Genomic DNA, 14,685 nt, shown 5'->3' with positions numbered 1-14,685 from the left:
ACAGGTATCCGCGATCCGCCGACGCACCAACAAAAGGCACGCTTCCGCCGATACCTGCTCCCAAGACGCCCATCAAAAGGCATGCCCCCTGACTGGAAGACAGCCCTGACTGGAAGACAGCCCAGACCCGGAAGACAGCCCTGACTGGAAGACAGCCCTGACTGGAAGACAGCCCTGACTGGAAGACAGCCCTGACTGGAAGACAGCCCAGACCCGGAAGACAACCCAGACCCGGAAGACAACCCCCACCAAGAGAACATGCCCCCGCCCATCCCGGGGGGCGTCCCCGATCCAGTCTATCGATGGGGCTTGATCGACAGGGCTTTTCGCGGCAGCTGTGGATAACCGGATTTGCGGATGATCCCTTCACTACGATCGATCCCTGCGCTGCGGCCGATCCGGGTTGTTCAGCGCCCAGATCCAGCGACTCGATTCGGGTCCCGCAGAGCCACGGCAGCGCCGGATCCCGGCGGACTCGGCAAACGGCGGATGGTGCTGATCCGCATCCCGTGATACCCAACGACGGTTGACAGACTGCGACGACCGGCGCACGATGGCCTGCGCTGCAATCGTTTGCTGTGGTTCGATCGTGCATGCCGCCGGATGCCCCGCCCGACGACGTCGAGGAGACCCGCGATGCGAGACAAACCTGCCCGGCTGAGACTGCGTGCCCTGCTCGCGTGCGTGGCACTGCTGGCGGCCGGCTGCAGCGGCTCGAGCGATGGCGGCGGCAGCGGTCCGATCGTGATCGGCACATCGCTGCCGTTGACCGGGCAGTTCTCCCAGCCCGGCGGCGAGGCCAAGCGTGGCTACGAGATCTGGCGCGACAAGGTCAACGCGACCGGCGGCCTGCTCGGCAGGCAGATCGACCTGCGCGTCACCGACGACGCCAGCAGTCAGGACACGATCATCGCCGACTACACCAAGCTGATCACGCAGGACCGTGTCGACTTGCTGCTCGGCAGCTTCTCGTCCCTGCTCAACTACGCCGCCTCGGCGGTGGCCGAGCGTAACCAGATGCTGTACGTGGAGCCCGCCGGTGGCGCGCCGAACATGTTCACGCGCGGCTTCAAGATGCTGTTCTTCACCCAACCGGCGACCGCGCCGCACCACGCGGACGGCATCACGGCGTGGATCAAGTCGTTGCCTGAGGCGCAACGCCCGAAGACGGCCGCGTTCATGACGCAGGACGACCCGTTCACGCGCCCGGCCATCGAATCGCTGCAGCAGCAGCTGGAGGCTGCCGGCCTGACAACCGTCTACTCGGACACCTATCCGGCCAACACCACGAACTTCCAGCCGATCGCCGCGCAGATCGCCGCGAAAGCGCCGGACATCGTGGCGCAGGGCGCGCAGTTCGAGGACGGCATCGGCGCGGTGCGCGCGTTCCGGCAGGTCGGGTTCTCGCCCAAGGTCCTGTTCCAGACCAACGCGCCGGGCAACGGCAACCAGTACAGCAGCGGTGTCGGCGAAGACGCGACCGAAGGCGTTTTCTACAGCACGAGCTGGAGCGAGACCGCCAAGACACCGTTGAATGACGAGTTCGTCGCGGAGTACCGCAAGCGCTTCAACGGCCCGCCGACGGAGGACGCCGCGGACGCCTTCGCCGCGGGGCAGGTTCTGCAGGCGGCCGTGACCAACGTCGGCCGGATCGACCAGGTCGCGTTGGCGGACTGGTTGCGGGCCAACGAGGTGCCGACCATCCTCGGTCCGCTGAAGTGGGCTGCAAACGGTGAACCGCAGAGCTCGTTCATGCTGGCTCAGTGGCAGAACGGCAAGGTGGAGGTCGTGTCCCCGAAGGAGGCTGCGACCACGCAGAACATTGTGTTCCCCAAGCCGGCATGGCCATGACCCAAGCTTTGCAAACGATCGCATTAGGGCTGTTGATCGGCGGGGTTTACGCCCTGATGGCGGCGGGACTGACCCTGATGTTCGGCATCATGGGCATCGTCAACGTCGCCCAGGGCGCGTTCCTCGTACTCGTCGCGATGCTGACGTGGAAAGCCTGGCAGTTGACCGGAATCGACCCGATCCTGCTCGCGCTGGCCACGACCCCGCTGATGTTCGGCATCGGCTGGGTGCTCTACCGGCTGGTGGTCGTGCGGGTCCGCAGCACCAGCCCGGCGATGTCGATGCTGCTGACGTTTGGCATCGCGCTGACGATCGAAGGACTGCTGAACATCACGGCGGGCAACTACTTCCGATCCGCCACACCGTCCTATTTCGCCGAGTCGTTCCACATCGGATCGGTCGTTCTGCCCAAGGCGCAGGTTTACGGCTGCCTCGCGGCATTGCTCGTGCTCGGCTTGCTGTATTTGGTGCTCAACCGAACGTGGACCGGACGCGCGATCCGTGCGACCGCACAGAACCCTTCGGGCGCAGCGCTTGTCGGCATCGGTGCCACCTCGGTCGCCTCGTTGTCATTCGCGATCGGAGCGGCGACCGCGGGCACGGGCGGATCGATCTTATCCGTGTTGTACCCGTTCTTCCCAGCGTCGCACTATGAATGGATCGCACGGTTGCTCGGCATCATCGTGCTGGGTGGAATGGGATCACTACGCGGCGCGTGGGTGGGCGCGATCATTCTTGGGCTCGCGGAGACAATCACCGCGACCTACGGTTCACCACGCTGGGCAACGCTGGTTTTCTACGCGGTGATCCTGCTCGTGCTCCTGGTTCGTCCACATGGGTTGTTCGGGACCCGGCTGCGTGAGGATGTCGCCACGTGAATCGTCGGGTAAGTCTAGCGATAGCTTCGGTAGCGTTCATCGCGATGATCGCGTTTCCGTTCATCGCGCCAGATGCCACATACGAGCACACGGTCATGCTGCTGGCTTTCCTCGTGGCGATCCAGTCCATCAGCTGGAACATCATCTCGGGGTTCGCCGGGTACGTCTCGTTGGGACACAGCGTTTTCCTTGGCATCGGAGCTTACACAGCCGGAATCTTGTCCACTCGCTGGGAAATCCATCCGCTGGCTCTGGCGCCACTGTCCGGTGTGGTCGCTGTCGCGATCGCATTTCTTGTCGGCAGCGTTGTGTTGCGTGCCAAGGGGCCCGCGTTCGTGATCATCACGATCGCGATGCTGCTGCTGTTCCAAGTGCTTACGATCAACTTGCCGGGGCTGACCAACGGATCCGACGGGATCACCCTCGAACTGCCGACATGGGGCCGTGACGTCGGCAATATTCCGTTCTACTTCATGTTCCTCGGCCTGATGGTGGTCACGTTCGGCTTCAGCGCGTGGATCCGGCGTACGAAGTTCGGCACCGGACTGGTGGCGATCCGTGAGGACGAAGGAAAAGCGGCAGCCATCGGCATTCCGACCACGCTTTACAAGAACCTCGCGTACGCGGCCAGCGCGTTCTTCATCGGCGTCGCGGGCGCGGTCTACGCGTACTTCCTGACGTTTCTGAACCCGTTGGGCGCCTTCAACATCCTGACCAGTGTCACGGTTGTGCTCGCCGCACTCGTCGGCGGCCGAGGAACGTTGTGGGGGCCGGTCGTCGGCGCGTTCATCGTGTCATTCGCCAGCGAAGCCGCGACAGTCTACGGCGGCGGCACGCAAAGCCGCTTGCTGCTTTTCGGTGTGGCGCTCGTGATCATTGTGCTGTTCCTGCCGGACGGCTTGCTCCCGGTCCTGCAACGACTACTCACCAAGCGCCGCGACGTCGAGTACACCGACCATGCCGGCGCACTGGAACACGGGCCGGTCGAAGCCGTCACGCGCGAGCCGATCGAGCCGAAAACCGGGCCGCTGCTGGAACTGAGGAACGTCCACAAAGCATTCGGCGGACTGAAAGCAGTCAACGGCGTCGACCTGACCGTCCCAGTCGGATCGATCACCGCACTGATCGGGCCGAACGGCTCCGGCAAGACCACATTGTTCAACCTGATCACCGGCACGGGTGGCGCGCACACCGGCGAAGTCTGGTTCGACGGCGAGCGCATCGACAGGCTTTCACCGTGGGCAAGGGCACATCGCGGTCTCGGCCGGACATTCCAAGTGACCAGGCTGTTCAAGAGCATGACCGTGCTGGAGAACGTGGTCGCGCCGCTCGAATCGTTCTCGCCACGCGTGCTCGCGTCGGGTGCGGTCGCGGGCCATGAGGCTGATCGGGCACGCGAGCTGCTGTCGTTTGTCGGGTTAGGACGGTTCGAATCCGAGCGTGCGGGTGCTTTGTCGTACGGCCAACAGAAACTGGTCGAACTGGCCCAGGTGCTGATGCTGGAGCCGCGGATGGTCCTGCTCGACGAGCCCGCGGGTGGGATCAACCCTGGCCTGGTCGACCGGATGGCGGAGATCATCAGGGCGGCCAACCGGCGGGGCATCACCTTCCTCGTGGTGGAACACAACATCCCGATGGTGCTTGACTTGTGCGACCCGGTCTTCGTACTGGCCAGGGGCGAAGTGATCGCGTCCGGGCAGCCCGGCGTGATCCGCAACGACCCGGCCGTGCTGGACGCGTACCTCGGCGAGGTGACCACCTGATGTTGACATTGGACGGTGTCTACGCCGGTTACGGCGGAGGTGATGTCTTACAGGGGCTCGACCTGAGCGTCGTTCCCGAGTCGGTGACGTGCGTGCTCGGTCCGAACGGGGCTGGGAAGTCGACGGTTCTGCGTGTGGTCAGTGGATTGATCAAGCCACGTCAAGGAACTGTGTCGCTGGGAGAGGAACGGATCGACAGGCTGAGCGCGCCGGAAGTATTGGCCAAGGGCGTCGCTCAGGTGCCGCAAGCGGGAGCGTTGTTCCCGCGGATGAGCGTGCGTGAGAACGTGTTGATGGGTGGTTATTTGATCCGTCGGCAACGGAAGTTGTTGGAGGAGCGATATTCCGCGGTGGCTGAGTTGATTCCGTTGATCGCCGAGCGTCCAAACGCGCCTGCGGGCAACCTGTCCGGCGGGCAACGGCGGATGGTCGAGATAGGACGGTCGCTGATGCTGGATCCTGCGGTCGTGCTGCTGGACGAGCCGTCACTTGGCCTTGATCCGAAGAGCATTGCCGCGGTCGCCGGGCTGATCAATGGCATGCGCGAGCGTGGCAAGACCGTGGTGCTTGTGGAACAGAACGTCCGACTCGGGCTGTCCCTGTCCACGCACGGCGTGGTCATGGAAGGCGGCCGTGTCCGGTTGCTGGGCACCGCCGAAGAGATCACCAACCACCCGGAGATCGCGTCCTTGTACCTTGGGGCCTTGGAGCCGAACAGTTAGGGGCGCGGCGCCGCGGTCGATTCACGCAGCACCAGCGTCGCGGGCAGCGTGATCGACTTCGGCGGCAGATCCGGGTTCGCGAGGCGATCGAGCAGCATTCGTGCCGCCTCCGCGCCGATTTGGTAGTGCGGCACGTGCACGGTGCTCAGCGGCGGCGTGAGGCGATCCACGAACGGCATGTCGTTGAAGCCGACCAAGCTGATGTCAGTGGGGCACTGCAACCGGCGTTCTGAGAACACATCGAGGCAGCCAAGCGCGATCATGTCGTTGGCGGCGACAATCGCCGTCGGCCGCTTACCCGCCTCGAACATGGACCTTGTCGCCTTGGCTCCCTCGGCTTCAGTGAACTCTTGCGCCGTCACCAGAAGCCCCGGGTCGAGCTCGATGCCCGCGTCATCGAGCGCCTGACGGTACGCGCGCTGGCGCGTGCGCCCCGTGGACGTGTGCTGTGGACCGCCGACGTGGGCGATGCGCGTGTGGCCGAGTTCGATCAGATGACGGACTGCCATAGCGATGCCGTCGTGGTCATCGCCTGTGACCGACGGAATATCGGACTGGTCCACGCGCCGGTTGACCATGACCATCCGCACGCCCTGCTGATGCGCCTCTGCGAACAGGTTGTCGTCACGGCGGGCAGTCGCGATGATCACGCCGTCGACCTGGCGGGCGCGCAGCGTGTCGAACAAGGTGCGCTGCCGTTCGAGGTCGTTGTCGGTGTTGGCGATCAGCGTGGTGTAGCCGGAATTCGCCAGCACGTCCTCGATCCCGCGCACGATCGGCGGGAACAACGGGTTGGTCAGGTCAGGAAGCAGCACACCGACCGACATCGACCGCGAGGTCTTCAGACCACGGGCCATGGCGTTGGGCTGGTACCGCAGTTCACGTGCGGCGGCCTGCACGCGGCGCATGGTCGCGGGGTTCACCAGCGAGGAAGTCGCCGGGTTGAGCGCTCTCGACGCCGTGGTGACGTGCACTCCAGCGCGTTGCGCGACCTCTTTGAGGGTGGGGGAGTTCGTCATTCGGCAGCACCCGGCCTCGGCGGAAAACGATTGCATACGCAGGTTAACACGACCAGTGGCCATGCTGACCTGCCGTAATCGAGTAGCGCCCGATGGCACGATGGTCGGGTGGCACAGATCATGATGCGCGCTGCACGGCCTGACGAGGCCGCGGCGCTGGGGGAACTGGCATTGCGGTCGAAGGCGTACTGGGGATATGACCAGGATTTCCTCGATTCCTGCCGTGCCGAAATGACGTTCACGCCGGACGAGGTCGCCGACCGCAGGATCGTGGTCGCGGTCGAGGGAGAGCGGCTGCTGGGCTTCTACAGCGTCGAAGGCTGTGCGCCCGAAGGCGAACTCCGTGATCTGTGGCTCGAACCGGACGACATCGGCAAAGGCCTCGGCCGCAAATTGTGGGAGCACGCTCTCGAGTCGGCGCGTGCGGCGGGCTTCACGGTTCTGACGATCGACGCCGAACCCTATGCCGAGGGGTTCTACCTGGCGATGGGCGCGGTGAAGGTCGGCGAGTCGCCGTCCGGGTCGATTCCCGGCCGGATGCTGCCGTTGCTGCGGATCGACCTGCCGACTCCGTTGCTGGAAGCCTATGACCGGCATGTCCGCCCGTCCGAGTGGGCCGATCTGGAAGAGGACGCCGACATCGAGCCCGATGGCCCGATTGTCCGGATCCTGCGGCCGCATCAAGGGTTCATCAGCATGCCGAGGGACATCTCCGATGTGGACGTGGACGCGTTGATCGCCCGTCAGCGCGACTTCTTCGCGGCACGGAGCCAAAGCGTCGAATGGAAGACCCGCGCGCACGACTTGCCAGCGGACCTGCCAAGCAGACTCCTGGCCGCCGGTTTCCGGCCGGAGGACAAGGAAACGGTGATGATCGGGGATGCGGCCACGTATGCCGCCGACCCGGTCGTACCGGCCGGAGTGACCATCCGGCAGACCGATTCCGACGAGGACATGCGCCGGATCGGGAAGATGAACGTCGGTGTGTGGGGCGAAGGCGTCAACTGGCTGGCCGACCTGCTGATCAGGCGCAAGAACCAGTGGACGGTGTTCGTGGCCGAAGCCGGCGGCGAAGTGGTCTCGGCCGGCTGGATGATGCCCAAACAGGACAAGGAATTCGCCGGCCTGCTCGGTGGCACGACAGCTGCGTCGTGGCGCGGCCGAGGGATCTACCGTGCGCTCGTGTCGTATCGGGCGAAGGTGGCCGTGCAGATGGGGATCCGTTACCTGTGGGTCGACGCGTCCGACGACAGCCGCCCGATCCTGGAACGCCTCGGCTTCACACCGGTGACCACCACGACACCCTACGTATGGAATCCCCCGGCGTGATCCACCCGACAGGAACCAGTGTTCCGACTCAAGATCCCGCTTCGCCTCGACGACATGGACCTGAACGAGCCGCATCTGCGGCCAGCGCCCCACGGCGACCGAATTTGACTGAAGCCGCCGGAGATGTCCTGGCGACAGGGTCCCGGGAGCGTCAATGGCGGTGGCTTGCCAACCGCAACTCGGCTTCTGGACTGCTTGCCCGTCTGGGCAGGACACCTCGTCGCGGGGCCGCTGGAGTTCAGTCGGGTATCGCTGTGAAGAACTCGTAGGCGTGTCCGTTCGGATCGCGGACGTACACCCCGCGCCCACCGCCCAAGTGGTTGATCGAGCGGTCCCAGCCACCCGCATGGCCGGAGCCGTAGTCGATCTCGGGTGACCGTTCGACCTTCGCCAGCAGAGCGTCGAAGGTTCCGTCGTCGACCAGGAACGCGTAGTGGCAGGGGTGCACCCCGTGCCGGTCGTCGAAGTCCAGCGTCAGATCGTCGTTCACCTGCAGGGGGATGAACGGCCCCGCTGGCGCGCCAACCTCCAGTCCAAGCAGGTCAGCCAGGAACCGCGCAGCCTCGACCTTGTCGGTGGCCGGGACGATCGTGTGATTCAGCACGATGCTCACGTGTCCTCCAATGCGTGTGATTCGCACGCAATTATACGTGCGATTTGCACACGATGTAGGGTGGGGCATGGTGAGTGACGCCGATGGCGGGCCGGCGTTGTTCCGGCTCGTGCGGTTCTGGTCCAGACGGTGGAGCACGCGCGCGTCCGCGGAGGTGACCGGCGAGATGCGGCACGTGCAGCACATCCAGGCGGTCGAGGCCGTCCAGACCGCCGGTCAGGGCGGCGAGGCGACGGTGAACGCGATCGCGCACCAGCTCGGCCTCGACCACTCCGGCGCGAGCCGGATGGTCAGGGATGCCGCCGAAGCGGGATATCTGGTGCGTACGGAGTCCGAAAAGGACAAACGGCGGACGGTGGTCCGGCTCACCGAGTCCGGTGAGCAGTTGCTCGCGGGCGCGCGGAATTGGCAGCGCCGCGTGTTCGACGAGCTGACCGAGAACTGGGAGGAGCAGGATAGGGCCCAGTTCGCCGGCTATTTGCGGAGGTTGGCCGGCGAACTGGGTGTCTGAGGGCTACGGCCTGACAGTGACGCTCTGCCCGGGGCGCAGGCGGATGTTCTTGCGCCACGAGCCGAACTGCACCACGGTCTCGGTGCCCGTGGTGCTGTGGATGGTCGCGCTTGTGACCTTCCCGTCGCGCCATGAGACGTCCACCGTGAAGCCGCCGCGTGCGCCGACACCGGTGATCTTGCCCGTCTTGGCCCACTGCGCGGGCAACGCGGGCAGCAGTTCGATCAGGCCCGGCCGCGAGTACACCAGCATTTCGATCATCGCCGACGGCGCGCCGAAGTTGGCGTCGATCTGGAAGATCGCGTAGCTGCCCTGGCTGTACATGTCGAACAGGTTCGGCGCGGTGCCGTTGGAGTTGCTGACCGAAGGCCGCAGCACGTTGAGGAACAGCTGGTACGCGCGCTCGGAGTCCTTCAGCCTCGCCCAGCACAGTGCACGCCACGCGCACGCCCAGCCGAAGCTGTCCATCCCACGCGCGATCAACTGCTGGCGTACGCCTTCGACCAGTTCGCGGGGACTGGTGTCGGTCTTGATCCGGTCACCGGGGAAGAACCCGATCAGGCCGGACAAGTGCCGGTGCGTGGTCTCGCCGAGGTTGTCCGGGCTCATCCACTCCTGCAGCCAGCCGGACTTCGGGCTGACCTCGGGCATGTACAGCTTCTCCTGCAGCCCGGCGATGGTCTGCGCGTACGCGCGGTCCTTGTTCAGGATCGTGCTCGCGGCGCGGAAGTGCTCGAACAGGTCCCAGCACAGTTCCTGTGCGTAGGTGATGCCGATGGCGTCCTGCGGCCCGTGCTCGGGCGACCAGTCCTTGTCGGCGACCAGTTTCTGCCGCACCGGGTCCATGATCAGCCGGTGCTCCCAGAACTCGCAGGCGCCCTTGAGCAGCGGGTAGATCTTCGCCAGGTATGCGCGGTCCTGTGTGTACTCGTAGTGCTCCCACAGCGAGTTGCAGATCCACGCGTTGCCGCCGGAGTGCCACCACCAGCCGGAGCCGCCGTAGATGTTCGTCGAGTACGCCACCGCCCAGCCACCGACCTTGCCGGAGCTGTTGCGGAACCTGTTGCGCGGGTCGAGGAACAACTCCTGGGTCGTCTTGGTCCAGCCGGGCAGCTGCGCGACGCAGTAGTCGGCGAACGGTTCGAAGCAGTCCGACAGGCCCGCGCGGTCGGCCATCCAGTAGTTCATCTGGACGTTGACGTCGGTGTGGTAGTCGGCCATCCAGTCCGGTGTGTTGTTGTGCAGCCACAGGCCCTGCAGGTTCAGCGGCAGGTTGTCACGTGAGCCGGTGATCATCAGGTAGCGGCCGAACTGCAGGTAGCTGGCCTCAAGCTCCGGGTCGGCCGCCGCACCGGGCGTGCCGCGGACGACGAGCCGAGACCACGTGTCCATTGACCGCTGGTGGCGGGAGGACTGTCCGAAGTTGACCGTCATCCGGTTGTACAGCGACTGGTAGTCGCGGACGTGCGTGGCGAGCAACGCGTCACCGGACGCCTTGAGCGTCTTCGTCGCCTTGTCGCGCGCGATCGCCAACGGATCGGCGCTCGCGTTCATATATCCGATTTCGTATCTGGGTACGTAGTTCGTTCCGCCGCTGATGACGATGACGACTTCGGCGCAGTCGGTGAACGTGACCTGGTTGTCCTTCAGCCCGATCCGGCCGCCCCTGCTCGCCGCCTGGACGACCGCGGCGTACTTCAGGCCGTTGTCCAGCTTTCCGCTGATCGTGCCGTCGACTGTGGACTCGTTGTGCGTGCCGGTGATCGAGATAGTGCCGGTGTGCGCGCCGCGGCCATCGCGTGTCAGACGCATGACGATCACGTCGTCCGGGTGGCTGGAGTACACCTCGCGCCGGTATCTGGTGCCCTTGTACTCGTAGGACGAGGTGACGATGCCGTTGCTGATGTCCAGCGTGCGGCGGTACCTCGTGATCACGTTCGGCGCGTGCTCCGGGATCGACACGGCAGCCTGCGCCAGCACGTTGAAGGTGCCGAAGTGCACGCGTTCGTAGGGGAACTGGCCCTCGTTGTCGAGCACGTCGTTCTTGTCGCCGGCCCACAGCGAGACGTCAGTGACGTAGAAGGAGTCGCTCGCCGGGTTGCCGCCGACAAGCGCGCCTAACCGGCCGTTGCCGATGGGCAGACCTTGCTCGATGATCCGGCTTTCCACCGCGGGCGCGAGGTGGAAGAACGTGGTGGCGTCTTGTTCGGACACCAGCTGGACCGAGGCCGGCCGGTCCACTTCCTCGGCCTGGGCGGTGAATGTCCGCAGCCCGCCGATCGCGGCTCCGGCGCCGATCACGCTGCCGGCTTTGAGGATGGTGCGGCGGGTGTGCGACATCGAACAACCCCAATCAGATATCGGATATCAGATACGATATGGATCGGATGATGTCACTGCGGCGAACAGGCCGTCAACGGTCAAACGTCGTAACTCTTTGTCCCGAACCGGACAGATCTGATCGTATCCGATCACCAGCGATCTGCGGTGGCTTGTTTCGGCCACTCCGGCGAAGCCGCAGTTAGAAGGCTTGTTTTTGATACATAAAAAGTTTCCCCTGCTCGTTGAGTGGCGCGCCGCAACACGCCTACCGACCGGTCGGTCATCGGGTCAATGCCACCAAAGCGAATAGGCTTTGACTTATATAAGTACGGGCCGTTTAATTGACGGTATGCATGCGTTCGACGTGCTCGGTGACCCGGTCCGGCGCCGGATCCTCGAGCTGCTCGCCGACGGGGAACGAGCCGCCGGCGAGATCAGCGCGGTCGTGCAGGAGGAGTTCGGCATCTCCCAACCGGGAGTCTCCCAGCATCTGCGGGTGCTCAGGGACAACGGGTTCGCGACCGTCCGCCCGGACGGCACTCGACGGCTGTATTCGGTCGATCCCGAGCCGCTGAAGCAGATCGACCTCTGGCTGGAGCGCTACCGGCGGTTCTGGACGCAACGCCTCGACGCGCTCGGCACCGAGCTGGCGCGCGGCAAGCGCGAACGACGGGCCGCGGAAGACGGTCAACGGGCGGCGGACAATTAGACTCGCCCTCCCGGAGCCGTCCAGGGAGGTACCGCCGTGCCACCGGTCAACCAGCAACGCCGCGACGCCCTCGCGGACGCCGCCATCGCGATCGTCGCAAGCGAAGGCAGCCATGGGCTGTCGCACCGATCGGTCGACGAAACGGCCGCGGTGCCCCGGGGCACGACGTCGAACTACTTCCGGTCGCGGGACGCATTGCTTGAGGCGACCGTGAAACGCATCGTCCACTTGCACTTCGAGTGGATCGCCGAGTTGCGCGCCAAGCGTGCGGGCGAGCTGGACCGCACCGCACTGATGGAGATCCTCGCGCAGGTGCTCGACGAGTCGGTGACCGTCCACAAGGACCGGTACCGCGCGATGATGGAGTTGCTGCTCGAAGGAACCAGGCGGCCCGAGCTGCACGCCACCCTGGTCGAGACGTTCACCTCAGGCGTGAAACTCGTGCACGAAGCACACCGGGCCGACGGCGTCGAGCCCACCGACGTGCAGATCCACTTGCTGCGGGTGATCTACGTCGGAACCCTGTTCAGCTTCATCGTGCTACCGGAGTCGTTGCAGACCCTTGGCCCGGCCGAGACGACGATGACGCTCATGAACACGATCCTCAATCGGTGACCGGGAACTCAGCCCGCACCCCGAGCAACCGCACCGGCTTCTTCAGTTCGAACAAATCGAGCACTTCCAGTGCCGCGCGTTCGATCTCCGCAGGGTCGTCGCTGGGCGACGGCAGCGTGATGCTGCGCGTGTACGTCAGGAACGGCGCGAACCTGACCTTCACCGCGACACGCGCCGCCGGACGGCCTTCGTCCGCGACGTCCTGAGCGACCCGCTTCGCCAGACCGGCCACTTGGGACGCGATCTCCGCATGGTCGCTGATGTTCTCCTGGAACGTGACCTCGCGGCTGCGGGACTTGGCCACGTACGGCGTGGCTTCGACGTTCGGGTCACCGGCTCCCAACGCGAGCGTCCGGTACCACGGGCCCATATTCGGCCCGAACCGCTCGGCCAGTGCGGCAGGGTCCGAGCGCGCCAGCTGCTCGACCGTCTCCAACCCCAGTTCGAGTAGCTTCTTGGTCGTCTTCGGGCCGATTCCCCAGAGCGCGTCCACTGGCCGCTTGGCCATCACGGCCACCCAGTTGTCCCTGGTCAGCCGGTAAACGCCGGCGGGCTTGGCGAACCCCGTGGCGATTTTCGCGCGCAGCTTGTTGTCCCCGATGCCCACAGAACACGACATCCCGGTCTTCGCTGACACGGCTTTCTGGATGTCGGCGGCCAGCACCTCGGGGTCATCGGTGCGCGCGCCGACGAACGCCTCGTCCCAGCCGATGACCTCGACGACCACAGGGAACTCGCGCAAAGTGGCCATCACGCGGTCGGACACTTCTTCGTACGCCGGTGCGTCACTGGGCAGGAAGATCGCGTCGGGGCACTTCTTGGCGGCGGTCCGCAACGGCATGCCCGAATGCACGCCGAACGCCCTGGCCTCGTACGACGCCGTGGCCACGACCCCGCGCTGCGTCGGGTCGCCTGCCCCGCCCACCACGACCGGCTTGCCCTTCAGCTCAGGGTGCCGTGCGATCTCGACCGCGGCGAGGAACTGGTCGAGATCGACGTGCAGCACCCAGTCCATGCGTTCAGGCTAGGCCCGAGCAGTGGCCAATGCGGGCTCATCGACCAGGATCGTGTCCGGGGCGCGCCTGCTCGCCGAGATGGCCAGCAACGTGGCGGCCAACGTGACCGAACCGCCCACCACCAGCGCCATCCCAGGACTGAGGTGTTCGCACAACCAGCCGAGCAGGGGCGCGCCGACCGCTCCCGCGGCAGCCGCGACGACGTTCTGAGCCGCCAGCACCCGGCCACGCATGTCCCCGGCGGAGTCCAGTTGCAGGCGCGTGCTGCTGACCGTGTCGATCAGGACCGCGCCTGCCGCGATCGGCAGGATCATCGCCGCGAAGCCGATCAGGCTGGTGCTCAGCCCGCTCAATGCCTGCAGGCAGCTGGTGATCGCGGCCGCGCCGAACAACAACGGCAACGTCAGCTCACGCAGACGGGCCGCGATCAGTCCGCCGAGGACAGTCCCGACCGCGAACACCGCGGAGAGCACGCCATAGCCGGTCGCCCCTGAGCCCAGCGGGCCATCGGCCATGGCCGCCATGGTCACCTGGTAGTTGCGCCCCAGCCCGGACAGTACGAAACCGAGCGCCAACAGCGTCAGCAACGTGCGACGCCTGCTCAGGTATCGCAGTCCTGCGCGAATTCCCGCCCGATCCGGTGTGCTCGTGGTCAACGGGTGCAACTCCACCGGCCGCATCAGCGCGATGGCCAGTAGCACCGCACCGAAGCTGACCGCGTTGACGAGGAACAGCGTGGGCTCACCCACTGTGGCGGCCAGCAGGCCGGCCGCGCTCATGCCCAGCACACGACCGGTGGAGTTGATCAATGAGCCGAGTGCCAGGGCGTTGCCGAGGTGTTCCCGCGGGACCACCATGGCACCGAATCGGCCCAGTGCGGGCCCTTCGAACACGCTGATCAACCCGGACAGCACGGTCAGCGGGTAGATCACCGCCACCGGCGCGTCGGTGGCCACGACCAGCGCGAGGATCAACGCGAGCGCGGCGTGGCCGACGTGTCCGGCGATGATCACCCGGCGCGGGTCGATCCGGTCAGCCAACGCCCCGGCCCACGGCCCGAGCACGATCGCGGGCAGTGCGGTGGTCATCACGGACAGGCCGACCGCGGTCGCGGAGCCGGTCTGCGCCAGCACCACCCAGTTCAGACCGAGGACCTGCATCCACGTGCCGGTGACCGACACGAGATCCGCGCCGGCCCAAAGCCGATAGTTGTGGTGCGCGAGCGCGCGAAACATCGGCGGCATGGTGCGCCGCAAGACAATTCCCTTTCGAAGGCCGGACGGACTCGCCCCCAGCGGATGGTCCGTCCGGTCTGTGACAGTGACGTGCCGGCCTCG

13 protein-coding genes are annotated in these 14,685 nt (G+C 65.6%); 8 read left to right on the top strand and 5 right to left on the bottom strand.

Features of this window, described 5'->3' with window-relative positions; translation table 11 throughout:
* Window positions 1–636 precede the first annotated feature (636 nt).
* From B9C43_RS35465 to B9C43_RS35450, 4 genes are read left to right on the top strand one after another with little or no spacing between them, the layout of a single operon-like run.
* Complete coding sequence (locus B9C43_RS35465; protein ID WP_084431076.1) at window positions 637–1,851, top strand: amino acid ABC transporter substrate-binding protein; 1,215 nt, start codon at window positions 637–639, stop codon at window positions 1,849–1,851.
* Window positions 1,848–2,729: a branched-chain amino acid ABC transporter permease gene (locus tag B9C43_RS35460; RefSeq protein WP_084431217.1), complete on the top strand. Its 882-nt coding sequence runs from the start codon at window positions 1,848–1,850 to the stop codon at window positions 2,727–2,729. Before B9C43_RS35465 ends, B9C43_RS35460 begins: the two co-directional genes overlap by 4 nt.
* Window positions 2,730–2,773: 44 nt before the next feature.
* Window positions 2,774–4,492, top strand: a complete 1,719-nt coding sequence (locus tag B9C43_RS35455; protein ID WP_084431075.1) for a branched-chain amino acid ABC transporter ATP-binding protein/permease — start codon at window positions 2,774–2,776, stop codon at window positions 4,490–4,492.
* A complete protein-coding gene (locus B9C43_RS35450) occupies window positions 4,492–5,214 on the top strand; it encodes an ABC transporter ATP-binding protein (RefSeq protein WP_084431074.1) in 723 nt (240 codons plus the stop codon). Before B9C43_RS35455 ends, B9C43_RS35450 begins: the two co-directional genes overlap by 1 nt.
* Here the strand turns inward: B9C43_RS35450 and B9C43_RS35445 are convergent.
* Complete coding sequence (locus B9C43_RS35445) at window positions 5,211–6,233, bottom strand: LacI family DNA-binding transcriptional regulator (protein ID WP_084431073.1); 1,023 nt, start codon at window positions 6,231–6,233, stop codon at window positions 5,211–5,213. The two genes, B9C43_RS35450 and B9C43_RS35445, sit on opposite strands and share 4 nt — an antisense overlap.
* A gap of 108 nt (window positions 6,234–6,341) precedes the next feature.
* Here B9C43_RS35445 and B9C43_RS58870 point away from each other — a divergent pair, with 108 nt between their 5' ends.
* Entirely contained in the window at window positions 6,342–7,562 is a 1,221-nt protein-coding gene (locus B9C43_RS58870) for a GNAT family N-acetyltransferase (RefSeq protein WP_235039041.1), read from the top strand.
* Between the two features lie 238 nt (window positions 7,563–7,800).
* On the opposite strand, the gene B9C43_RS35435 is transcribed toward B9C43_RS58870, so the two are convergent.
* The gene (locus tag B9C43_RS35435) at window positions 7,801–8,175 is read right to left on the bottom strand and encodes a VOC family protein (RefSeq protein ID WP_084431072.1); all 375 of its coding nucleotides are present in this window, start codon (window positions 8,173–8,175) and stop codon (window positions 7,801–7,803) included.
* 70 nt (window positions 8,176–8,245) lie between these two features.
* Between B9C43_RS35435 and B9C43_RS35430 the strand changes: the two genes are divergently transcribed.
* A complete protein-coding gene (locus B9C43_RS35430) occupies window positions 8,246–8,686 on the top strand; it encodes a MarR family winged helix-turn-helix transcriptional regulator (RefSeq protein WP_200825827.1) in 441 nt (146 codons plus the stop codon).
* 3 nt (window positions 8,687–8,689) lie between these two features.
* On the opposite strand, the gene B9C43_RS35425 is transcribed toward B9C43_RS35430, so the two are convergent.
* Window positions 8,690–11,026, bottom strand: a complete 2,337-nt coding sequence (locus tag B9C43_RS35425; protein ID WP_084431071.1) for a glycosyl hydrolase family 95 catalytic domain-containing protein — start codon at window positions 11,024–11,026, stop codon at window positions 8,690–8,692.
* Window positions 11,027–11,357: 331 nt separating this feature from the next.
* Between B9C43_RS35425 and B9C43_RS35420 the strand changes: the two genes are divergently transcribed.
* Entirely contained in the window at window positions 11,358–11,717 is a 360-nt protein-coding gene (locus B9C43_RS35420) for an ArsR/SmtB family transcription factor (RefSeq protein ID WP_084431070.1), read from the top strand.
* A 36-nt stretch (window positions 11,718–11,753) separates the two neighbouring features.
* Window positions 11,754–12,332 (top strand): TetR/AcrR family transcriptional regulator, encoded by a 579-nt coding sequence (locus tag B9C43_RS35415; protein WP_051894730.1) that lies wholly within the window; start codon window positions 11,754–11,756, stop codon window positions 12,330–12,332.
* Here B9C43_RS35415 and B9C43_RS35410 read toward each other — a convergent pair.
* Window positions 12,322–13,347, bottom strand: coding sequence for a DNA polymerase IV (locus B9C43_RS35410; RefSeq protein WP_084431069.1), 1,026 nt, complete (start codon window positions 13,345–13,347; stop codon window positions 12,322–12,324). The genes B9C43_RS35415 and B9C43_RS35410 overlap by 11 nt on opposite strands.
* A gap of 9 nt (window positions 13,348–13,356) precedes the next feature.
* Window positions 13,357–14,583 (bottom strand): MFS transporter, encoded by a 1,227-nt coding sequence (locus tag B9C43_RS35405; RefSeq protein ID WP_084431215.1) that lies wholly within the window; start codon window positions 14,581–14,583, stop codon window positions 13,357–13,359.
* Window positions 14,584–14,685 lie beyond the last annotated feature (102 nt).

Source organism: Kibdelosporangium aridum, from assembly GCF_900176515.1.
In the GTDB taxonomy this organism is placed as follows: domain Bacteria; phylum Actinomycetota; class Actinomycetes; order Mycobacteriales; family Pseudonocardiaceae; genus Kibdelosporangium; species Kibdelosporangium aridum.
This window is presented reverse-complemented; position numbering and strand designations above follow the sequence as displayed.